The organism is Microbacterium sp. NPDC057658 (genome assembly GCF_042799975.1).
In the GTDB taxonomy this organism is placed as follows: Bacteria; Actinomycetota; Actinomycetes; order Actinomycetales; family Microbacteriaceae; genus Microbacterium.
This window is the reverse complement of sequence record NZ_JBHVHT010000001.1, coordinates 1-21,453: the sequence shown is the minus strand read 5'-3', so window position 1 is coordinate 21,453 and position 21,453 is coordinate 1. Positions and strand designations below refer to the sequence as shown.

General features: G+C 66.7%; 14 protein-coding genes, 2 tRNA genes and 2 rRNA genes. 14 read left to right on the top strand and 4 right to left on the bottom strand.

Annotated elements, in window-relative coordinates; translation table 11 throughout:
• The first annotated feature begins 90 nt into the window (after nucleotides 1-90).
• The 4 genes from ACFU8V_RS00090 (at nucleotide 91) to ACFU8V_RS00075 (ending at nucleotide 4,693) form a co-directional block, all read left to right on the top strand.
• On the top strand, nucleotides 91-2,622 hold the full coding sequence (locus ACFU8V_RS00090) for an ATP-dependent Clp protease ATP-binding subunit (protein WP_025105479.1): 2,532 nt from the start codon (nucleotides 91-93) through the stop codon (nucleotides 2,620-2,622).
• Nucleotides 2,623-2,825: 203 nt separating this feature from the next.
• Nucleotides 2,826-3,326, top strand: a complete 501-nt coding sequence (locus ACFU8V_RS00085) for an amino-acid N-acetyltransferase (RefSeq protein WP_025105480.1) — start codon at nucleotides 2,826-2,828, stop codon at nucleotides 3,324-3,326.
• A gap of 61 nt (nucleotides 3,327-3,387) precedes the next feature.
• Complete coding sequence (locus tag ACFU8V_RS00080; protein WP_126894385.1) at nucleotides 3,388-4,032, top strand: hypothetical protein; 645 nt, start codon at nucleotides 3,388-3,390, stop codon at nucleotides 4,030-4,032.
• A gap of 241 nt (nucleotides 4,033-4,273) precedes the next feature.
• A complete protein-coding gene (locus tag ACFU8V_RS00075; RefSeq protein ID WP_025105482.1) occupies nucleotides 4,274-4,693 on the top strand; it encodes a hypothetical protein in 420 nt (139 codons plus the stop codon).
• 18 nt (nucleotides 4,694-4,711) lie between these two features.
• Here ACFU8V_RS00075 and radA read toward each other — a convergent pair whose 3' ends face one another.
• Complete coding sequence (radA, locus tag ACFU8V_RS00070) at nucleotides 4,712-6,079, bottom strand: DNA repair protein RadA (RefSeq protein ID WP_378868050.1); 1,368 nt, start codon at nucleotides 6,077-6,079, stop codon at nucleotides 4,712-4,714.
• A gap of 100 nt (nucleotides 6,080-6,179) precedes the next feature.
• Between radA and ACFU8V_RS00065 the strand changes: the two genes are divergently transcribed.
• From ACFU8V_RS00065 to cydC, 5 genes are read left to right on the top strand one after another with little or no spacing between them, the layout of a single operon-like run.
• On the top strand, nucleotides 6,180-6,854 hold the full coding sequence (locus ACFU8V_RS00065) for a metalloregulator ArsR/SmtB family transcription factor (protein WP_085605984.1): 675 nt from the start codon (nucleotides 6,180-6,182) through the stop codon (nucleotides 6,852-6,854).
• Nucleotides 6,841-8,256, top strand: coding sequence for a cytochrome ubiquinol oxidase subunit I (locus ACFU8V_RS00060; RefSeq protein ID WP_025105485.1), 1,416 nt, complete (start codon nucleotides 6,841-6,843; stop codon nucleotides 8,254-8,256). Before ACFU8V_RS00065 ends, ACFU8V_RS00060 begins: the two co-directional genes overlap by 14 nt.
• Nucleotides 8,257-8,270: 14 nt before the next feature.
• Nucleotides 8,271-9,299 (top strand): cytochrome d ubiquinol oxidase subunit II, encoded by a 1,029-nt coding sequence (cydB, locus tag ACFU8V_RS00055; protein ID WP_025105486.1) that lies wholly within the window; start codon nucleotides 8,271-8,273, stop codon nucleotides 9,297-9,299.
• A complete protein-coding gene (gene cydD / locus ACFU8V_RS00050) occupies nucleotides 9,296-10,954 on the top strand; it encodes a thiol reductant ABC exporter subunit CydD (RefSeq protein ID WP_378868044.1) in 1,659 nt (552 codons plus the stop codon). The genes cydB and cydD overlap by 4 nt, the downstream gene beginning before the upstream one ends.
• Nucleotides 10,951-12,618: a thiol reductant ABC exporter subunit CydC gene (gene cydC / locus ACFU8V_RS00045; RefSeq protein WP_025105488.1), complete on the top strand. Its 1,668-nt coding sequence runs from the start codon at nucleotides 10,951-10,953 to the stop codon at nucleotides 12,616-12,618. The genes cydD and cydC overlap by 4 nt, the downstream gene beginning before the upstream one ends.
• Nucleotides 12,619-12,621: 3 nt before the next feature.
• Here the strand turns inward: cydC and ACFU8V_RS00040 are convergent, their stop codons facing one another.
• Entirely contained in the window at nucleotides 12,622-13,404 is a 783-nt protein-coding gene (locus tag ACFU8V_RS00040; protein WP_025105489.1) for a hypothetical protein, read from the bottom strand.
• A 176-nt stretch (nucleotides 13,405-13,580) separates the two neighbouring features.
• Between ACFU8V_RS00040 and ACFU8V_RS00035 the strand changes: the two genes are divergently transcribed.
• The 3 genes from ACFU8V_RS00035 (at nucleotide 13,581) to ACFU8V_RS00025 (ending at nucleotide 14,927) form a co-directional block, all read left to right on the top strand.
• Nucleotides 13,581-14,627, top strand: a complete 1,047-nt coding sequence (locus tag ACFU8V_RS00035) for a hypothetical protein (protein ID WP_126894389.1) — start codon at nucleotides 13,581-13,583, stop codon at nucleotides 14,625-14,627.
• A 45-nt stretch (nucleotides 14,628-14,672) separates the two neighbouring features.
• Nucleotides 14,673-14,763, top strand: a tRNA-Ser gene (locus tag ACFU8V_RS00030).
• Between the two features lie 91 nt (nucleotides 14,764-14,854).
• Nucleotides 14,855-14,927: transfer RNA gene (locus ACFU8V_RS00025), tRNA-Ala, on the top strand.
• 21 nt (nucleotides 14,928-14,948) lie between these two features.
• On the opposite strand, the gene ACFU8V_RS00020 is transcribed toward ACFU8V_RS00025, so the two are convergent.
• Together ACFU8V_RS00020 and ACFU8V_RS00015 are read right to left on the bottom strand one after the other, a co-directional pair.
• Nucleotides 14,949-16,265, bottom strand: a complete 1,317-nt coding sequence (locus ACFU8V_RS00020) for a hypothetical protein (RefSeq protein WP_378868039.1) — start codon at nucleotides 16,263-16,265, stop codon at nucleotides 14,949-14,951.
• Between the two features lie 256 nt (nucleotides 16,266-16,521).
• Nucleotides 16,522-16,890: a hypothetical protein gene (locus ACFU8V_RS00015; RefSeq protein WP_378868036.1), complete on the bottom strand. Its 369-nt coding sequence runs from the start codon at nucleotides 16,888-16,890 to the stop codon at nucleotides 16,522-16,524.
• Nucleotides 16,891-17,420: 530 nt separating this feature from the next.
• Between ACFU8V_RS00015 and ACFU8V_RS00010 the strand changes: the two genes are divergently transcribed.
• A 16S ribosomal RNA gene (locus tag ACFU8V_RS00010) occupies nucleotides 17,421-18,945 on the top strand.
• A gap of 408 nt (nucleotides 18,946-19,353) precedes the next feature.
• Nucleotides 19,354-21,453: ribosomal RNA gene (locus ACFU8V_RS00005) — 23S ribosomal RNA — on the top strand; the annotation flags it as partial.

The window sequence follows — 21,453 nt, the reverse complement described above, 5'->3', positions numbered from 1 at the left end:
GCGAACACGGGCATACCCGCCATTTCTGGTCGTTACTCTCGATGTACAAGCGCTTCATGCGTCTTCGCCCCGTGCGAATAAGGAGTCAACATGTTCGAGAGATTCACGGACCGAGCCCGTCGAGTGGTCGTCCTCGCCCAAGAAGAGGCGAAGATGCTCAACCACAACTACATCGGCACCGAGCACATCCTGCTCGGCCTCATCCACGAGGGCGAGGGCGTCGCAGCCAAGGCGCTGGAGTCGCTCGGCATCTCCCTCGACGCCGTGCGCGAGCAGGTGCAGGACATCATCGGCCAGGGTCAGCAGCAGCCGACCGGCCACATCCCGTTCACGCCGCGCGCCAAGAAGGTGCTCGAGCTGAGCCTCCGCGAGGCCCTGCAGCTCGGTCACAACTACATCGGCACCGAGCACATCCTCCTCGGCCTCATCCGCGAGGGTGAGGGCGTGGCCGCTCAGGTGCTCGTCAAGCTGGGCGCCGACCTCAACAAGGTGCGGCAGCAGGTCATCCAGCTGCTCTCCGGCGCCCCGGGCCGCGAGCCCGCGTCCGTCGGCGCGCAGTCCAACGACACCCCATCGGGTGCGCAGGGCGGCTCGCAGGTGCTCGACCAGTTCGGTCGCAACCTCACGCAGGCCGCGCGCGACAACAAGCTCGACCCGGTGATCGGGCGCGAGAAGGAGGCGGAGCGGGTCATGCAGATCCTCTCCCGCCGTTCCAAGAACAACCCCGTCCTGATCGGCGAGCCCGGCGTCGGCAAGACCGCCGTCGTCGAGGGCCTCGCCCAGGCGATCGTCAAGGGCGATGTGCCCGAGACGCTGAAGGACAAGCAGCTCTACTCGCTCGACCTCGGCTCGCTCATCGCCGGTTCCCGCTACCGCGGCGACTTCGAGGAGCGTCTGAAGAAGGTCACCAAGGAGATCCGCACGCGCGGCGACATCATCGTCTTCATCGACGAGATCCACACCCTCGTGGGTGCGGGTGCCGCCGAGGGCGCGATCGACGCGGCCAGCATCCTCAAGCCGCTGCTCGCCCGCGGTGAGCTCCAGACGATCGGTGCCACCACGCTCGACGAGTACCGCAAGCACTTCGAGAAGGACGCCGCGCTCGAGCGCCGCTTCCAGCCGGTGCAGGTGAACGAGCCGACGCTGCCGCACGCGATCAACATCCTCAAGGGTCTGCGCGACCGGTACGAGGCGCACCACAAGGTGCAGATCACCGACGGCGCGATCGTGGCCGCGGCGAACCTCGCCGACCGCTACGTCTCCGACCGCTTCCTCCCGGACAAGGCCATCGACCTGATCGACGAGGCCGGCGCGCGCCTGCGTCTGTCGATCCTGTCCAGCCCGCCCGAGCTGCGCGAGTTCGACGAGAAGATCGCCGCCGTGCGCGAGCAGAAGGAGATCGCCTCCGAGGAGCAGGACTTCGAGAAGGCCGCCTCCCTGCGCGATGAGGAGAAGAGCCTCCTCGCCGAGCGGCTGCGTCTCGAGAAGCAGTGGCGTGCGGGCGACGTCGCGACCCAGGCGGTCGTCGACGAGGGCCTGATCGCCGAGGTGCTCGCCCAGGCGACCGGCATCCCCGTGTTCAAGCTGACGGAGGAGGAGTCCAGCCGACTCGTCTTCATGGAGAAGGCGCTGCACCAGCGCGTCATCGGTCAGGAGGAGGCCATCGCGGCGCTCTCCAAGACCATCCGTCGTCAGCGTGCCGGCCTCAAGGACCCGAAGCGTCCTTCGGGCTCGTTCATCTTCGCCGGCCCCACGGGCGTCGGAAAGACCGAGCTCGCCAAGGCGCTCGCGGAGTTCCTCTTCGACGACGAGGCCGCGCTCATCTCGCTCGACATGAGCGAGTTCGGCGAGAAGCACACCGTCTCGCGGCTGTTCGGTGCCCCTCCCGGGTTCGTCGGCTTCGAAGAGGGTGGCCAGCTCACCGAGAAGGTGCGGCGCAAGCCGTTCAGCGTGGTCCTCTTCGACGAGATCGAGAAGGCGCACCCGGACATCTTCAACTCGCTGCTGCAGATCCTGGAAGAGGGTCGCCTCACCGACGGTCAGGGTCGGATCGTGGACTTCAAGAACACGGTCATCATCATGACCACGAACCTCGGTGCGCGCGACATCGCCGGCGGCCCCGTCGGCTTCCAGATCGAGGGCAACAACGCCACGAGCTACGAGCGGATGAAGGGCAAGGTCAACGAGGAGCTCAAGCGGCACTTCAAGCCCGAGTTCCTCAACCGCGTCGACGACATCATCGTCTTCCCGCAGCTGAGCAAGGACGAGCTGGTGCAGATCGTGGACCTGTTCACGAAGCGCCTCGGCGAGCGTCTGCTCGACCGCGACATGACGATCGAGCTGTCGCAGTCCGCCAAGGAGCGCCTGATCGAGATCGGCTTCGACCCGGCCCTGGGCGCCCGTCCGCTGCGTCGCGCGATGCAGCACGAGATCGAGGACCGTCTGTCGGAGAAGATCCTGCACGGCGAGCTCGACTCGGGCGACCACGTGAAGGTCGATGCGAAGGACGGGGAGTTCCTGTTCGAGCACGGCCCGCGCGGGGAGAAGGTCGCGGTCGGCGTCAACACCGGCGGCGGCGCGATCTCCGGCACGCCCGACCTGGCGATCACCGGCAACGACTGATCCTCGACACGATCACCCGAAGGGGCGGATGCGACAGCGTCCGCCCCTTCGTCGTCCCCACTTCGCCCTCGCCCCGGGCACGACTTCGGAGACGACAGGCGACACACGGGGCGACGCCCCGGGGCGCCGGGGTGTCGCCCGGGATCTCCGAAGCTGTGTCGCGTCTGAGAGCCGACGGGAGGGGCGGGTCCTAGGCTGGTCGGGTGAGCGCGTACATCGTCCGGCCGGCCCGCAGCGCCGACATCGTCAGCATCCGGAACCTGCTCCAGCCGATGGTGGAGCAGCGCATCCTGCTCGGCAAGGATCTCGCCGTGCTCTACGGCGCCGTGCAGGAGTTCGTCGTCGCCGAGGCGGACGGGGAGCTGATCGGCTGCGGGGCTCTGCACGTGATCTGGGAAGACCTCGGCGAGGTGCGCACCCTGCTCGTCCGCGACGACTGGCTCCACCACGGCGTCGGTCGGGCGATCGTCGAGCGGCTCGAGGAGAACGCGCGGTCGCTCGGGCTCACCCGCCTGTTCTGCCTCACGTTCGAGGTCGACTTCTTCGGGCGTCGCGGCTTCACCCCGATCGGGGAGCAGGTCGTCGATCCGGACGTGTACTCGCAGCTCCTGCGCAGCGGCGACGCCGGCGTCGAGGAGTTCCTCGACCTCGCGCATGTGAAGCCGAACACGCTCGGCAACACGCGCATGCTCAAGGTGCTCTGAGCCCCGGACCACCGCCTCGCGCCTCCCAGGCTCGCGGACGGGGATCGCTTAACCTGGAGGCATGCCCCGTCACTCCGCCGCCGTGTACCGTCGTCGGCGTCTGGCGGTACTGCTCGGGCTGATCCTCGTCCTCGCGATCGTCGGCGCGTCCGTCTGGCTCCTCATCGCCCGGCCGTGGGCGTCCACGGGGGCGCAGGAGCCGGCACCCGCACCGACCTCCTCCGCCTCCTCGGGGCCCACACCGTCCGGATCGGCCTCGCCCGCCCCCTCGCCGTCGGCGGATGCCACTCCGGCCGTCGTCCCCTGCGAGGCGAAGGACATCGAGGTCACGGCCGTCACGGATGCGGAGTCCTATCCCGACGGCGCTCTGCCGAAGCTCTCCATCTCCCTGACCAACAAGGGCACGAAGGACTGCACGATCGACGTGGGTTCCACGACCCAGGTGTTCACGATCTCCAGCGGCTCGGACGAGTGGTGGCGCTCGACGGACTGCCAGGAGAACCCCAGCAGCATGATCGCCACGCTCACCGCCGGGTCCACCGTGGTGAGCAAGGAGCCGGTCGTCTGGGACCGCACCCGGTCCAGTGTCGAGACCTGCGCACAGGAGAACCGTCAGCGTGCTCCCGGCGGTGGCGCCTCGTATCACGTGGGCGTCTCGATCGGCGGGTTCCCCAGCGCCACGACCACCCAGATCCTCCTGTTCTGAGCGCGCGACGGGCACTTGTGCTGACAGGGCCCGGTCTTTGGGATACCATAGAGGTGACTCTCCCGCTATGCGGCAACATGCCATCCCCAGTGGCGTCGAACTACAGCGTCCCCAGCGCTTCGACACCGCCGCTCGAGAGTCCGAGGGCCCTCTCGAGTACCCCAGTCCCCAATGGAGGACTCGAGAGGGCCCCAATCTTTCCCCGGCGCCGCCGCGCCGCCCCGATGCCTAAGCTGGAGGCATGGCAGCGAAGAAGGCGAAGTCCGGGAAGAGCGCGAAGAAGAAGCCGGCGCCCGAGGACTTCCGGTCCGAGGCTCTGGCGCTCGCCCTCGAGAAGCAGGACGTCGCCGCGGTGGCCCTCGCGCTGCGGCACGGCACCACCGTCGTCCCGCTCATCAAGCCGGGAGCGCGCGACAATCCGCTCGACAGCGGCGAGGTGTGGACCTATCGGGACCCGAACTCGGGTGACCTCGCCCTGCTGCTCTTCAGCGACGCGAAGAACAAGCCCGCCAACCTGCCGCCCGGGGTCGGCATCTACGACGCCGCCTGGCTGCGCGCGTTCCTCTCCGCCCACCCGATCACGACCGTGTTCCTCGACATCGCCGGGCCTCACCCGATGCAGGCCGACCCGGTGGAGCTGCTCAAGGCGCTCGACGCCTGACCCGGGCGCCCCTCCGACTCAGAACGGCGGGATGTCGCGGTCGGGGCGACGGGCGCTGTTCCGCGCCCTCACGTCGCCCAGCGCCGCGCGCAGGGTCTTCGAGCGGTCGTCCACCACCTGCTCGTAGCCGAGCCGGGCGGCCTCGGAGCGCCGCTGCGCCGCCTGCGTCACCGGCCGCACCTCGCCCGCGAGGCTGAGCTCGCCGACGGCGGCGACCGTGCGCGGCACCGAGATCATCTGGATGGACCCGGCGACGGCGATCGCGATGGCGAGATCGGCGGCGGGCTCCGTGAAGCGCACCCCGCCGACCGTGGACACGTAGACGTCGAGGCTGCCGGTGGGCACGCCCGCCCGGCGCTCGAGGATCGCCAGCACCATGGCCACCCGCGAGGAGTCGAGGCCGTGCACGATGCGCCGGGGGTTCGGCGCGTTGCTCGGCACGGTGAGCGCCTGCACCTCGACGGGGAGGGCGCGACGGCCCTCGAGGGAGATGGCCACGCAGGTCCCCGGCTCGGAGGCGCCCTGCGACAGGAACAGGCCGGAGGGGTCGGGCACCTCGGCGATGCCGTCTCCGGTCATCTCGAAGCAGCCGACCTCGTCGGTGGGACCGAAGCGGTTCTTGAGGGCACGGATGAAGCGCAGCGAGGTCTGCCGGTCGCCCTCGAAGTGGCACACGACGTCGACGAGGTGCTCCAGCACCCGGGGCCCCGCCACCTGGCCGTCCTTGGTCACATGGCCGACGATGATGATCGGCAGATCGCGCTCCTTCGCCACCCGGATCAGGGTCGCGGCGACCTCCCGCACCTGGCTGGGCTGACCGGCCGCGCCGTCGGTGAGCGACGACGACACGGTCTGCACGGAGTCGACGATGACGAGCTGCGGCTGCACCTCGTCGATGTGGCCGAGGATCGTGGCGAGGTCGGTCTCGCTCGCGAGGTAGAGCTCGTCGTGCAGGGCGCCCGTCCGCTCCGCTCGCAGGCGCACCTGGGCCGGCGACTCCTCGGCGCTGGCGTAGAGCACCCGTCGCCCGCTCCGCGCGGCCTGCGCGGCGACCTGAAGCAGCAGGGTGGACTTGCCGACGCCGGGCTCGCCGCTGAGGAGGATCGCGGCTCCCGGCACGATGCCGCCGCCGAGCACCCGGTCGAACTCGCCGACCCCACTCGTGCGGCGCGGCGCGTCCTGCGTCGTGATCTGCGTGATCGGCCGCGCCGCGCGATCGGCGGTCGGTGCGAGCGCGTTCACGCGACGGAGGATCCCGGTCTGCGCGGCCTGCTCCTGGACCGTGCCCCACTGCTGGCACTCCCCGCAGCGGCCCACCCACTTGGCCGTCGTCCACCCGCACTCGGTGCAGACGTACGCGGGGGGAGCGGGTTTCCGGGTGGCCATGCCCCCAGGCTATCGGCGGGATCAGACATCCCTATCGACCAGGCGATTATTCACGGCCCGCTTCCCCCGGCGGCCCCCGGCCCCGGCCGATAATTGAGACATGTCCAACGGCGGGTCCGTCTGCGGGCCGATCTCCAGCTACTCCCGGGTGCGCATCCTGCACCTCCTCTTCGAGGCCGGGCACTCCGGCGCCTCCGGAGAACTCGCGATCGGCGACCTGTGCGAGGCCACCGGCCTCCACCCGAACACCGTGCGCGAGCACCTGCAGCGGCTCATCGAGGGCGGCTACGTCATCCCGACCGTGGAGCACCGCACCACCCGGGGGCGCCCTCGGACGCTGTACCGCGCCGCCACCGGGGCCCCGGACGCCTCCAGTCCGGTCGCGCGGAACAAGGCCAAGGCCGCCGCCCGTCGCGGCGACCTGCTCCGCAGCGTCCTCCCCGGCACCGGGACCGCCCTCGGCAAGGACGCCACCTACCAGCTCGACGCCCTCGTCGAGCACCTGGAGGAGAGCGGCTTCGAGCCGGTCGTGGACGACCGCGGTCTGACCGTCGACCTGAGTCCGTGCCCGCACGCGGCCGGCCGGCCGGAGGACCGCCCGATGCTGTGCCAGGTGCATCTCGGGCTGATGCAGGGCATCCTTGCAGAAGCGGGGGGTCCGCTCGAAGCCGAGTGCGTGCGCGAGGCCGCGCAGCCCTCCGAATGCACCGTGCAGCTGCGCGACACCGCCGCGCAGGCGTCGAACAGAACGGGAGTCGCTCATGGAATGGCTTGATCCGCTCGCCCTGGCCCGATGGCAGTTCGGCCTGACGACCGTCTACCACTACCTCTTCGTCCCGCTGACGATCGGCATGGCGCTGGTCGCCGCCATCTTCCAGACCGCGTGGGTGCGTACCGGCAAGGTGCAGTACCTGCACCTCACCCGCTTCTTCGGCAAGATCTTCCTCATCAACTTCGCGATGGGCGTCGTCACCGGCATCGTGCAGGAGTTCCAGTTCGGCATGAACTGGTCGGACTACTCGCGCTTCGTCGGCGACGTCTTCGGCGCCCCGCTCGCCTTCGAGGGCCTGCTGGCGTTCTTCTTCGAGGCGACCTTCATCGGCCTCTGGATCTTCGGCTGGGACAAGCTCCCGCAGAAGATCCACCTGGCCACCATCTGGTGCGTCTCGATCGGCAGCATCCTGTCGGCGTACTTCATCATCGCCGCCAATGCGTTCATGCAGAACCCGGTCGGCTACACGTACAACGAGGTGACCAACCGCGCCGAGCTCACCGACTTCTGGGCGCTGCTGACGAACCCCGTCGCCCTCGCCGCGTTCCCGCACACCATCTTCGGCGCGCTCATGTTCGCCGCGGGTGTCGTCATCTCGGTGTCCGCCTGGCACCTGGCCCGCGGGCAGCACTTCGACACCATGCGCGTCTCGCTGAAGTTCGGCCTCTGGGCGATGATCTTCTCCACCGCGGGCGTCGTGCTCACGGGCGACCAGCTCGGTCTGGCGATGTACGCCGCACAGCCGATGAAGATGGCCGCCGCCGAGGCGACGTTCAACACCGTCTGCGGCGCCGATGCCTCCTTCAGCATCTTCACGCTGGGCACGCCGGACGGAAGCTCGGAGCTGTTCTCGATCCGGGTGCCGTACCTGCTGTCGCTGCTGTCGACCCACACGCTCGACGCCTGTGTGCACGGCATCAACGACCTGAACGCCGAGTACGCCCAGACGTATGCGAGCACCGGTCTCACCGACTTCGCCCCTGTCCTGTGGATCACCTACTGGTCGTTCCGCTGGATGATCGGCCTCGGCATGGCCGCCGCCCTCGTCGCCGTCGCCGGCCTCTGGGTCACCCGCAAGAAGGCCACCAAGCCGGTCGCGCCGTGGATGTGGAAGGTCGCGATCTGGTCGTTCCCGCTCGCGCTCGCCGCCAACATCATGGGCTGGGTGTTCACCGAGATGGGTCGACAGCCCTGGATCGTGTTCGGTCTGATGTCCACCCGCGACGGCGTCTCGCCCGGCGTGAGCGGACTCGAGGTCCTGATCTCGCTGATCGCCTTCACCGCGATCTACGCCGCGCTGGCCGTGGTCGAGGTCCGGCTGATCGTCAAGGCCGCCCAGAAGGGGCCGGACACCGACGAACAGCCCCATGAGGAGACGGCTCAGCTGCCGTCGGTCGTGTACTGAGAGGAACGAGCATCATGGATCTCGCAACGATCTGGTTCTGGGTGGTCGCCTTCCTGTTCGTCGGCTACTTCGTCCTCGACGGGTTCGACTTCGGTGTCGGCATGTCGCTGCCGTTCCTCGGCAAGAACGACGTGTCGCGCCGACAGGTCATCAACACGATCGGTCCCGTGTGGGACCTCAACGAGACGTGGGTCATCGTGGCCGGGGCCTCGCTCTTCGCCTCGTTCCCCGAGTGGTACGCCACGCTGTTCAGCGGGTTCTACCTGCCGCTGCTGCTCATCCTGCTCGCGCTCATCCTCCGCGGCGTCTCGTTCGAGTACCGCCATCAGCGGGAGAGCAGGAAGTGGAAGCAGGGCTTCGACCGGATGATCGTCATCGGCTCGGTCGTCCCGGCACTGCTCTGGGGCGTCGCCTTCGGCAACATCGTGCAGGGGGTGGCGATCGATGAGAACCACATCTACGTCGGCGGCTTCTTCTCGCTGCTCAACCCGTACGCGCTGCTGGTCGGCGTGACGACCCTGCTGCTCTTCTTCCTGCACGGCGTGCTGTTCGTCGCGCTGAAGACGGACGGCCAGGTGCACGAGGACGCGCAGAAGCTCGCGAAGAAGGCCGCCATCCCGACGATCCTCGTCGCCGCCGCGACGGTGATCTGGACGGTCGCGATCGCGATGGGCCGGGAGGCTCCGCTGCTGTGGCTCGTCATCGGAGCCGGTGCGCTCGCGGCGGTCAGCCTGATCGCGGCAGTCGGCTTCTCGCTCGTCCGCCGCGACGGGTGGGCGTTCTTCGCCGGCATGCTCACGGTCATGTTCGCCGTCGTCATGCTGTTCTCCGCCCTGTTCCCGTTCGTGATGCCGTCGACCATCGATCCGGCGTACAGTCTCACGATCGCCAACGCGTCCAGCACTCCGTATACGCTGCAGATCATGAGCTGGACCGCGCTGATCGCCCTCCCGCTGGTCATCGCGTACCAGACCTGGACCTACTGGGTGTTCCGCAAGCGCGTCACCCGCCGGTCGATCGAGGGGGCTCCGGCGCACGCGTGAAACCCGTCGATCCGAGGCTGCTCCGATACGCGGCCGCCGCCCGGGGATTCCTCCTGGCGTCGGCCGCGATCGGCGTCTTCCAGACCGCGGTGACGATCGCCTTCGCGTGGCTCCTCACCGAAGCGGTCGTGGGGGCGATCGCGGGGCGCGACGTCACCGTGACCCTGCTCTGGCTGCTCGGGGCCGCCCTCCTTCGGGGTCTGCTCATCGCCGCCTCCGACGCCGCGGGCACGCAGGCCGCCGACCGGACCGGGATGCAGCTGCGGGCCGCGCTCGTCGCGGCCGTCGGACGCCTCGGCCCCGGGTGGCTCGCGCAGCGGAATCAGACGCAGATCGCCGTCACCGCCGGTCACGGCCTGGAAGCCCTGGACGCGTACTTCGCGCGGTACATCCCGCAGCTCGTGCTCACCGTCATCGCGACGCCGGTGCTCGTCGCGGTCATGTGGTGGCAGGACTGGCCGAGCGGACTCACCGCCGTCATCACCCTGCCGCTCATCCCGCTCTTCCTCATCCTCATCGGCATCGCGACCCGCACGGTGCAGAAGAAGCAGTGGCAGACGCTGCAGCACCTCGCCGCCCGCTTCGCCGACACGGTGCAGGGGCTGTCGACGCTGCGGCTGTTCGGCCGGGACCGTCGGGCGGCCGACCGCATCGAGGTGACCGCCGACGAGTACCGTCGCGAGACCATGAAGGTGTTGCGGTTCTCGTTCCTGTCGGGGTTCGCGATGGAGCTGCTGTCGTCGCTCGCGGTCGCGCTCATCGCGGTCGCGGTCGGGTTCCGGCTGCTTTCGGGCGATCTGAGCCTGGAGGTCGGGCTCTTCGTGCTGCTGCTCGCCCCGGAGGCCTTCCTCCCCATCCGTCAGGTAGGCGTGCAGTTCCACGCGGCGGCCGAGGGCGTCGCGGCCACGGAAGACGTGTTCGACGTGCTGGATGCGGCGCGCGACCGGGACCGGGGCGGCATGCGCCCGCACGACCTCGGCACGGACGCACGACCGAACCCCGTGGACTCGTCCGGCAGCCGGGTCGACGTCGTGCCGGCGGGGCGGGAACTCGTGGTGGACGGACTCCGCGTGCGGGACCTCCCGCCGGTGTCCTTCGTCGCGGAGCCCGGGTCGGTGACCCTGATCGAGGGGCCGAGCGGCTCCGGGAAGTCGAGTCTGCTCGCCGCCCTCCGCGGGGCGGTGGACTCCACGGGCACGGCGACCTGGGGCGGACGGGACGTCGCCGAGCTCGCACCGTCCGACTGGCTCGCCTGGGCCGGGCAGACGCCGGGGCTGATGCGCGGCACGGTCGCGGAGAACGTCGCACTCGGGGATGCCGGTCCCGACCTCGCCCGTGTACGCCGGGCGCTCGACGCCGCGTGCGCCGAGGGCATCGAGGCCGACCGTGTGCTGGGTGTGCAGGGCGCAGGGCTGTCGGGAGGACAGGCGCAGCGCGTCGCGGTGGCCAGGGCGCTGTACCGCCACGACGGAATGCCGGAGCGGATGCTCGCGCTCGATGAGCCCTCCAGCGCCCTCGACGCCGACACCGAGGAGCGGCTGTGGCGGTCGCTGCGCGCGCGAGCGGATGCCGGCGCCACCGTCCTGCTCGTCTCGCACCGCCGCTCGGCCAGGGACATCGCCGACCGGATCGTGGCGCTGGGGGTGAGCGCATGAACGAGACGACCCGCAGCGACCGGGTCCGGGAGGTGCTCCGGCTCGCGCAGCCGCCGTTCCGCCGCTTCCTCCCCGGGCTGATCTGGGGCGTGCTGTCGGCGGCCGCCGCCGTGAGCCTCCTCGCGGTGAGCGGCTGGCTGATCGTGAGCGCGTCGATCGTCGACTCCCTCGTGCCGCTGTCCATCGCGGTCGTCGGGGTGCGGTTCTTCGCCGTGACCCGAGCCGTCACGCGGTACCTCGAGCGGCTCAGCGGTCACGACGCCGCCCTCCGACAGCTCGCCACGACCCGGTCCGACATGGTGCGCCGCCTCATCCCGCTCTCGCCGGCGGGGCTCGGCGCGACGGACCGGGGCCAGGTGCTCGCGGCTCTCGTCGACGACGTGGAGAACCTGCAGAACCTCCCGCTCCGGGTCGTGCAGCCGCTCGCCGTCTCGGGCGTGGTCGCCCTCGGCGCCGTCGGCTTCCTCGCCTTCGTCTCGCCGCCGGCCGCGCTCACGCTCGCCGTCTGCCTCCTCGTCGCCGCGCTCGCCGCCGTCGGGCTCGGCTGGATCTTCGGCTCCCGTGCGGAGGCCGCGGTGTCGGCGCGTCGGGCCGAGGTGTCCGCCGCCCTCGTCGACTACTTCGGCAGCCTCGACGTGCTGCTCGCGTTCGGCGCGGAGGCGCAGGCCCGAGAGCGGATCCGTGTCGCGGATGCCGCCCTGCGTCGGGTCGTCGGTCGGGCGTCGCTGGCGCAGGCCGTCGCGGCCGGAGTGGTCTCGCTGATGGCCGGCGCCGCCTCGGTGTGGGCGCTGGCGGTGGCAGCCCCGGGCCTCGCCACGGGAGCCATCGACGCCCCGTGGCTCGCGGTCGCGGTGCTCGTGCCGATGGTCGTGTTCGAGGTGTTCGGCGCCGTGCCGATCGCGGCGGCCTCGTGGCGGAGCGTCCGCGCGAGCGCGGAGCGCATCGTGGACGTGCTGCCCGAACAGATGCCGCCGGAGCTGCGGACCGACGCGGGGGAGGACGTCGCGGTCGACGGCGTCCCCGCGCTCACGCTGCGGGGAGCCACGGCGCACTGGCCCGGAGGGGCGGCGGCGCTGACCGGGGTGGACCTCGACCTCGCGCCGGGTGAGCGGGTGCTCGTCTCCGGGGCGAGCGGGGCGGGCAAGAGCTCGCTGGCGGCTGCGCTCGTGGGCTTCCTCCGCGTGGACGGCGAATACCGGATCGGCGATCTCGACGCGGCGGCGCTGTCCGGGCCCTCGCTGCGCCGCGTCGTCGGTCTGTGCGAGCAGCAGCCGCAGCTCTTCGACGAGGACGTGCGGCAGAACCTCCTCTTCGCCAGGGACACGGCCACCGACGAAGAACTCCTCGCCGTGCTCGACCGTGTGGGACTCGCGGCGTGGGTGCGCGAGCGCGGAGGGCTCGATGCGCGGGTGGGCGACCGCGGTGCGCTGGTGTCCGGCGGCCAGGCGCAGCGGATCGCTCTGGCTCGCGCGCTGCTCCGTGGCTTCCCGGTGCTCGTGCTGGACGAGCCGACGGCGGGCGTCGACCCCGAGGCCTCGGACGCTCTCCTGCGCGACCTGCTGCAGGCGACGGGGGAGCAGTCGGTGCTGCTCATCTCGCATGTGGCGCCGCCCGCGGGGACGGTCGACCGGGTCGTGCGGATCGAGGGCGGCCGGACGGTCTGAGCCTCAGCCGACGAGGTTCATGTCGGCGGGCGGCTCCATCACGATGCCCTGCGCCTCGAACGCGCGACGGCGCTCCTCGATCCGACGGTGCATCTCGACCTGGGCCTCGTCCACCACACGCGGGTCGAGGTCGACCGTCGGCGGATGCGGGTCGCCGTGGTGCGCGGCGATGTATGCGTCGAGCTCAGGGCCGCTGGTCCAGGAGGTGATGAGCGCATACCGGGGCCCTGTCCCGCGATGCCACACGGCATGCCAGAAGCGCTGCGTGTCGACGATGATCCGGGAGCCGGCGCGCAGCGGCAGCCGGACCTCGGTGGCCGGGTCGAACCGGTCGGAGCGGAGGATGAGCATCGAGTCGGTGTCGTCGGTGAGGTTGTAGTACCCGCGGACCACCCAGCCCGTGCCCGGCTCGTTGAGGCGGTTGTTGTCGTCCTGGTGCAGGTTGTAGATCGCGTCGGCGTAGTCGTTCGGCTGGAGCTCGATGACCCGGCAGCGGCCGACGCCGGCGCCAGGGGCCAGGGCACGGCGCTGCAGGGTCGGGGCGATCGCGACCTGTGAGGGAATCCAGACGCCGTCCTTGTCGGTGCGCGGCGGCGTGTGGTTCCAGAAGCCGTTGCAGTCGATCTCGCCCGCGTAGCTCGTCAGGGGTGCGAAGCGGGTGATGCCGGAGGAGCGCCAGCCGACGTACTCGAGGTCCTGCCACTCGGACGGGTCCACCGGGGTGGTCTCGTCGTCGAGGACCACGTATCCGGTCTCGGCGAGCGCCGCAGACGTGATGAATCCCATGCTGCTTGCATCCTTCCCGTCGTTCTGCCCCCGGAGGCGGCGGGTTCTTAGGCAATCCTAATCCCGACCTCCCCTCGGCGACCCACCCCCTTGCGTGTGTCCCACCCCCTTCCGGCCGCACGCAGAGGGGTGGCTCGGCCGGAAAGGGGTGGGTCGGCGAGGGATATCCTGAGGCCATGACGCAGCCCCAGGGTGCCCTTCTCGTGGGCAGTGTGAACTTCGACGACGCCGAGACGACGATGCGCACCGCTGCGGAGCTGCTCGGCGACCGGTTGCGTCGCATCCCGGACGGCGAGGTGGGCAAACGGTTCCACTGGATCATGTTCCAGCCCGACGTCATCGGCCAGGCGGACGGCATCGAGCGGATCGGCGACGAGCCCATCCCGTTCCCCGCCGGCATCGACGCCCGGGGCCTCCGGATCGCCGAGGGCGTGGACCCGGCGACGATCGCGCTGCCTCCGCTGGAGTACGCCTCCGCGGCGATCGAGTCGTACGGCCTCTTCGCCCGGCTGCGGGAGGAGGGAGTGGTCGCCGCGGGCACCCGGTTCCAGGTCTCGCTGCCCACCCCGCTCGCCGTCATCTCCTCGTTCTTCCACGGCGACGACCGGGCCGCGATCGAGCCCGTGTACACCGCCGCGATGCTCCGCGAGCTCGACGAGATCCTCGCCGCGATCCCGCACGACGACCTCGCGGTGCAGTGGGACGTCGCGAGCGAGATGGGGATCCTCGAGGGCGCCTCCGGCTACGGCGCCGTCATGGAGGGGTGGTGGCCCGGCGACCCGTTCGACGGCCTCGTCTCGCGTCTCGCCGCCCTCGTCGATGCCGTCCCGGACGACGTCGAGGTGGGCGTGCACCTCTGCTACGGCGACGCGGGGGAGAAGCACTTCTTCGAGCCGACCGACGCCGGCTCCCTCGTCCGCTACGCCAACGCCGTCATCGCCGCGGCCCACCGTCCGCTCACCTGGCTGCACCTTCCCGTGCCGATCGGCCACGATGACGAGGCCTACTTCGCCCCGCTCGCCGCGCTCACCCCGGTCGAGGAGCTCTACCTCGGCCTCGTGCACCGGGAGGACGGCGCGGAGGGTGCGCGTCGCCGGATCGCCGCCGCCGTCCCGTTCGCGCCGGAGTTCGGCGTCGCCACGGAGTGCGGCATCGGGCGCGCCCCCGCCGGCTCCACGGAGGGCATCCTCCGCGCCCACGCCGAGGTCGCCGCCGCCTGGTGACCCGCCGATTCGCGCGCTCGGCCCCGGTGTCGTAAACTGATCCGCGGTGACGTGTCCGAGCGGCCGAAGGTGCAACTCTCGAAAAGTTGTGTAGGGTAACCCCCTACCGTGGGTTCAAATCCCACCGTCACCGCCACCACGAAGGCCCCGACTCCCCTGGAAACATGGAGATGCGGGGCCTTCGTCATGTCCGGGATCGCGAGCGTGATAACGTAGATGTCGTTCACGGGCCTATGGCGCAGTTGGTAGCGCGCCTCGTTCGCATCGAGGAGGTCAGGGGTTCGAATCCCCTTAGGTCCACAGGAACAAGAAAGCCCCGGGTCAGTCGCCCGGGGCTTTCCTGCGATCGGAAGTAACATCGCCGGCTTCCGCGCCGCGCAGCGCGCGGAGTGCTGAGGGCGGGGCGGGCGGCTGCCGGGCGTCACGTACGTCATGGACGATGAGCGGCCACGGGTCCGAGGCGATCTCGTACGCGATCCTCCGGAAAACCGGATCGCCCAGAAAGCTCCAGGTGTCGGTCCACTCCGAAAAGGTGACGTCGCCCCGCGGGTTGATGACGGCGCTCGGATCATCGGCTCCGGCCAGTGCCGCGCGGAATCGCAGCCGGAAGTGATCCACGGCGAGGTGATAGTCACGCGACAGGAAGGTCTCGTCGTAGGCGGGGACCTCCACTCCGGCCGATCGGTCGAGCACCGCGCGAATCCAGCCATCTCGCGTGTCCGGTGTCGCTCCTTCCTGGAGCAGGATCTCGGCTGAACGCGAGACGAGGCTACTGGGCGTCAGGTAGAGCCGCACTTCGTCGTCCCGCGCGGACACCCAGTGCAGGTCCGTCGGTGTCTGGGTCGGCGTGGGCGCCGCGAATACGCACTCGTCGACCAGTGTGAGCAGAGCACCGTCGCTCCACGTGCTATCTGCGAAACAGATCGTCTCCAAGAACTCGATCGCGTCGCGGAAGGCCTCGCCGGCATCCTCATCAGGGGCGCTGCGGTCGAGGAGAGCTTGCAGCGCCGACCAGCGGCGCAGGAACGAGGCACCGCCGCGGGGCGGACGCACGAAGTGACGGTGCTCGGCGATCACGAGCGGAAGGAAGGCGAAGACGAGAGCCAGGGGTGAAGTCAGCGCGCTTCCCTCGAACTCCGGATGCGGGGTGGTGAGAGCGATGCGCAGGGCGATCAGGTCGCACAGATGCTCGGCTTCTTCACCGTCGGCCTCGCGCAGGAGCGCGCTGGCGTCCCGACCGGCGATCTCCACCTGTTCCCCGGTGGCGACGGCTGCACGCAGCGCGTGCCCGAACTCGTGCGCCAGCCAGAACACGAGGGACCACTCGGCGGCATGCACCGAATGCGCGAGGATGCCGCCGGGAGGATCGAACTCGAACGGCTGCACCAGCCCTCCAAACGCGATCGACCAGTTCTCGAAGGCGAGGATGCGACGGACGACGGGGAACGCCTCTCCCCACGCTCGAGCCTCGGTCGACGATGAGGTGTTGACGCGGGAGTACGTCCATGACGTGTAGCCGAGGAAGACGTGACGGGTGAAGTCTGCGATCGCGTCGTTGACGAGGATGTTCCCCCCATCGTGCCGCGCCTCATAGAACGTCTCCAACGGGATGCCGTTGTGGAGCGAGCTCACCGTCACGGAAGCATGAACCCTTGCGGCGACCGGGTCATCGGCGACGGTCTCGCCGATGGCGCTCCACAGCCTCCGCAGTCGTTGTTCGATGACCGGAACCGAACGCAGTCTTATCTGTTCGTCGATCTCGTCCTCGGCATACGATGCCCAATCGACCGAGGACTTCCAATCGTTCTCGTAAGCGACGGAGGGGTCGTGGGGCACCCCCTTCCACCCCTCGAAGAGCGAGCGCAGACGCTCGGGACGGGGGAGGGCGGCACCGTCAGATGGCGGGGGCAAGGTCATCGCAGTAGCCGGCAGCCATCTTGCGAACGATCAGACCGACGACATAGGCCGCGGTGAGGGGCGTGAGCATCGACTCCGTCGCCACGACCTGATCGACGACCGTCGACACCGCATACGCGATGGTCACGTTGTCGGAATCGGTGCCGAGGACCGCCATGAGCGGAACACACGCTTTCGCCCGAAGCACCGCCTCGTGCTCGGAGTACCACTGGCGTCCGATCGCGGCGAGCCGGGAGGCCGAGAACTGGCCGGCCCCATCGATTACGTGGGCGCCGAGTGCGCGGAAGACCTCTTCCTCACCCGCCGCGAGGGCCCACTCGACCGCGCTGCTTACTGCATTCGTCATCGTTAACCTCCGCTGCGATGATCGCAGACAGCGCCGCCGCTGCGCCCGACACGCCCGGGAATCATCGGTGATTTGCCCGATGTCCGGAACCCACGTAAGTTATTACCTGTTCGCCCCAAACGGTTGAGCGGAGGTCCTCGGACCGGCTCCCGTCAAGCATCGAACACCTCCCGAATCCCACACACTCACAGAGTGAACAGGATGAAGGATGCTGATCCGTTCCCACGGTCAGGCCGAAGAAACTCGGACTTGACAACGGAAACGAGATCGGTAAGATAGAGAAGTTGCCCTTCGGGCCTGGCTGTGATGGCTGGGTCGTGGGAGCATCCGATCCTTGAGAACTCAACAGCGTGCACTTGTCAAATGCCAAATTATCCTCGTCTAGCTTCGGCTGGGTGAGAATTCCTTTGGATCAAAGACCAACCTCTTTGTGGGGTTGGCAACGGATGAAGTCAGCAATGAATTCGTCTCTTTGGTCAGCATCAAACTCGCTGCGTTCCGGTTTTTCCCCGGTTCGTATGCATTTCTTTTTTACGGAGAGTTTGATCCTGGCTCAGGATGAACGCTGGCGGCGTGCTTAACACATGCAAGTCGAACGGTGAAGCAGGAGCTTGCTCTTGTGGATCAGTGGCGAACGGGTGAGTAACACGTGAGCAACCTGCCCCTGACTCTGGGATAAGCGCTGGAAACGGCGTCTAATACTGGATATGTGACGTGACCGCATGGTCTGCGTTTGGAAAGATTTTTCGGTTGGGGATGGGCTCGCGGCCTATCAGCTTGTTGGTGAGGTAATGGCTCACCAAGGCGTCGACGGGTAGCCGGCCTGAGAGGGTGACCGGCCACACTGGGACTGAGACACGGCCCAGACTCCTACGGGAGGCAGCAGTGGGGAATATTGCACAATGGGCGAAAGCCTGATGCAGCAACGCCGCGTGAGGGATGACGGCCTTCGGGTTGTAAACCTCTTTTAGCAGGGAAGAAGCGAAAGTGACGGTACCTGCAGAAAAAGCGCCGGCTAACTACGTGCCAGCAGCCGCGGTAATACGTAGGGCGCAAGCGTTATCCGGAATTATTGGGCGTAAAGAGCTCGTAGGCGGTTTGTCGCGTCTGCTGTGAAATCCCGAGGCTCAACCTCGGGCCTGCAGTGGGTACGGGCAGACTAGAGTGCGGTAGGGGAGATTGGAATTCCTGGTGTAGCGGTGGAATGCGCAGATATCAGGAGGAACACCGATGGCGAAGGCAGATCTCTGGGCCGTAACTGACGCTGAGGAGCGAAAGGGTGGGGAGCAAACAGGCTTAGATACCCTGGTAGTCCACCCCGTAAACGTTGGGAACTAGTTGTGGGGTCCATTCCACGGATTCCGTGACGCAGCTAACGCATTAAGTTCCCCGCCTGGGGAGTACGGCCGCAAGGCTAAAACTCAAAGGAATTGACGGGGACCCGCACAAGCGGCGGAGCATGCGGATTAATTCGATGCAACGCGAAGAACCTTACCAAGGCTTGACATATACGAGAACGGGCCAGAAATGGTCAACTCTTTGGACACTCGTAAACAGGTGGTGCATGGTTGTCGTCAGCTCGTGTCGTGAGATGTTGGGTTAAGTCCCGCAACGAGCGCAACCCTCGTTCTATGTTGCCAGCACGTAATGGTGGGAACTCATGGGATACTGCCGGGGTCAACTCGGAGGAAGGTGGGGATGACGTCAAATCATCATGCCCCTTATGTCTTGGGCTTCACGCATGCTACAATGGCCGGTACAAAGGGCTGCAATACCGTGAGGTGGAGCGAATCCCAAAAAGCCGGTCCCAGTTCGGATTGAGGTCTGCAACTCGACCTCATGAAGTCGGAGTCGCTAGTAATCGCAGATCAGCAACGCTGCGGTGAATACGTTCCCGGGTCTTGTACACACCGCCCGTCAAGTCATGAAAGTCGGTAACACCTGAAGCCGGTGGCCTAACCCTTGTGGAGGGAGCCGTCGAAGGTGGGATCGGTAATTAGGACTAAGTCGTAACAAGGTAGCCGTACCGGAAGGTGCGGCTGGATCACCTCCTTTCTAAGGAGCATCTGACGCTTCGGCGTCCAGAACCCAGATCGAAGGCGTACGTTCTTCGCTGGGAGCTCATGGGTGGAACATTTGACATGGCATCGAGATTGTTTCTCTGATTAGTACGCAGCTTGCTGCAGGAACGTTGGGGGGATGGGTTTCGGTGCCTGCACGCTGTTGGGTCCTGAGGGACCGGATGCGGGTCTTTCGGGATCTGGTCTGTACCTCTGGGCCTCTTGTTGTCTCTCCGGTTGGGGAGGTGGTGAGGGGTACCGCCCGTACTTTGAGAACTACACAGTGGACGCGAGCATCTTGCAACTGGTCTTTGATCAGTTGCGCAAGATGATCTTAAAGATCATTAGTCAATTTCTGATTCAGTCTTCGGACTGGTCGGGTTTTTGATTCAAACTCATGTGATTTCAAGTCTTTAAGAGCAAACGGTGGATGCCTTGGCATCTGGAGCCGAAGAAGGACGTAGCAATCTGCGATAAGCCTCGGGGAACTGATAAGCAAGTTTTGATCCGAGGGTGTCCGAATGGGGAAACCCCGCTGGGCGGCGTGCCGACCTAGTGACTCCCGCCTGAATATATAGGGCGGGTAGAGGGAACGTGGGGAAGTGAAACATCTCAGTACCCACAGGAAGAGAAAGCAACCGCGATTCCGTTAGTAGTGGCGAGCGAAACCGGATCAGGCTAAACCGAGTGTGTGTGATATCCGGCAGGAGTTGCATATTCGGGGTTGTGGGACTCACCAGTCAGTTCTGCCGAGCTGGCGACGTTACAGAAGCGTATAGACGAACGGTCTTGAAAGGCCGGTCATAGAGGGTGCCAACCCCGTAGTCGAAATGCGTGTTCTGGCGTGGAGAGTATCCCAAGTAGCACGGGGCCCGTGAAATCCCGTGTGAATCTGTCAGGACCACCTGATAAGCCTAAATACTCCCAGATGACCGATAGCGGACAAGTACCGTGAGGGAAAGGTGAAAAGTACCCCGGGAGGGGAGTGAAATAGTACCTGAAACCGTTTGCTTACAAACCGTTGGAGCACCCCTGGTAGGTGTGACAGCGTGCCTTTTGAAGAATGAGCCTGCGAGTTAGCGATATGTGGCGAGGTTAACCCGTGTGGGGTAGCCGTAGCGAAAGCGAGTCTGAATAGGGCGATTCAGTCGCATGTCCTAGACCCGAAGCGAAGTGATCTATCCATGGCCAGGTTGAAGCGACGGTAAGACGTCGTGGAGGACCGAACCCACTTAGGTTGAAAACTGAGGGGATGAGCTGTGGATAGGGGTGAAAGGCCAATCAAACTTCGTGATAGCTGGTTCTCTCCGAAATGCATTTAGGTGCAGCGTTGCGTGTTTCTTGCCGGAGGTAGAGCTACTGGATGGCCGATGGGCCCTACAAGGTTACTGACGTCAGCCAAACTCCGAATGCCGGTAAGTGAGAGCGCAGCAGTGAGACTGTGGGGGATAAGCTTCATAGTCGAGAGGGAAACAACCCAGACCACCAACTAAGGTCCCAAAGCGCGTGCTAAGTGGGAAAGGATGTGGAGTTGCTCTGACAACCAGGAGGTTGGCTTAGAAGCAGCCACCCTTGAAAGAGTGCGTAATAGCTCACTGGTCAAGTGATTCCGCGCCGACAATGTAACGGGGCTCAAGCACGCCACCGAAGTTGTGGCATTGACATTATTGGTAGGCCTTCGTGGTCCAGCCGTGTTGATGGGTAGGAGAGCGTCGTGTGGCCAGCGAAGCGGCGGTGGAAACCAGCCGTGGAGGCTACACGAGTGAGAATGCAGGCATGAGTAGCGAATGACGTGTGAGAAACACGTCCTCCGAAAGACCAAGGGTTCCAGGGTCAAGCTAATCTTCCCTGGGTAAGTCGGGACCTAAGGCGAGGCCGACAGGCGTAGTCGATGGACAACGGGTTGATATTCCCGTACCGGCGAAGAACCGCCCAAGCTAATCCAGTGGTGCTAAACGTCCGAGCCTTCACATCGTTGCCTTCGGGTGACACCGTGGAGGGGAGCACGTGACCCCATGCTGGTGCGGTTAGCGTATTAACAGGTGTGACGCAGGAAGGTAGTCCAAGCCAGGCGATGGTTGTCCTGGTGCAAGTGCGTAGGCCGAGTCGTAGGCAAATCCGCGACTCATACAGGCTGAGACACGATGCGGATAAAAAGTGGATGATCCTATGCTGCCGAGAAAAGCATCGACGCGAGGTTCTAGCTGCCCGTACCCCAAACCGACTCAGGTGGTCAGGTAGAGAATACCAAGGAGATCGAGAGAATCGTGGTTAAGGAACTCGGCAAAATGCCCCCGTAACTTCGGGAGAAGGGGGGCCTTCGACGTATTAGGACTTGCTCCGAAAGCGTTTGGAGGCCGCAGAGACTAGTGGGTAGCGACTGTTTACTAAAAACACAGGTCCGTGCCAAGTCGCAAGACGATGTATACGGACTGACGCCTGCCCGGTGCTGGAAGGTTAAGAGGACCGGTTAGCCGCAAGGCGAAGCTGAGAATTTAAGCCC

Bases quoted from the DNA above. Each gene is read 5' to 3' on its own strand.
- ACFU8V_RS00090 (WP_025105479.1), top strand. From the start codon at position 91: ATGTTCGAGAGATTCACGGACCGAGCCCGTCGAGTGGTCGTCCTCGCC.
- ACFU8V_RS00080 (WP_126894385.1), top strand. From the start codon at position 3,388: ATGCCCCGTCACTCCGCCGCCGTGTACCGTCGTCGGCGTCTGGCGGTA.
- ACFU8V_RS00075 (WP_025105482.1), top strand. From the start codon at position 4,274: ATGGCAGCGAAGAAGGCGAAGTCCGGGAAGAGCGCGAAGAAGAAGCCG.
- radA (WP_378868050.1), bottom strand. From the start codon at position 6,079: ATGGCCACCCGGAAACCCGCTCCCCCCGCGTACGTCTGCACCGAGTGC.
- ACFU8V_RS00065 (WP_085605984.1), top strand. From the start codon at position 6,180: ATGTCCAACGGCGGGTCCGTCTGCGGGCCGATCTCCAGCTACTCCCGG.
- ACFU8V_RS00060 (WP_025105485.1), top strand. From the start codon at position 6,841: ATGGAATGGCTTGATCCGCTCGCCCTGGCCCGATGGCAGTTCGGCCTG.
- cydB (WP_025105486.1), top strand. From the start codon at position 8,271: ATGGATCTCGCAACGATCTGGTTCTGGGTGGTCGCCTTCCTGTTCGTC.
- cydC (WP_025105488.1), top strand. From the start codon at position 10,951: ATGAACGAGACGACCCGCAGCGACCGGGTCCGGGAGGTGCTCCGGCTC.
- ACFU8V_RS00040 (WP_025105489.1), bottom strand. From the start codon at position 13,404: ATGGGATTCATCACGTCTGCGGCGCTCGCCGAGACCGGATACGTGGTC.
- ACFU8V_RS00035 (WP_126894389.1), top strand. From the start codon at position 13,581: ATGACGCAGCCCCAGGGTGCCCTTCTCGTGGGCAGTGTGAACTTCGAC.
- ACFU8V_RS00015 (WP_378868036.1), bottom strand. From the start codon at position 16,890: ATGACGAATGCAGTAAGCAGCGCGGTCGAGTGGGCCCTCGCGGCGGGT.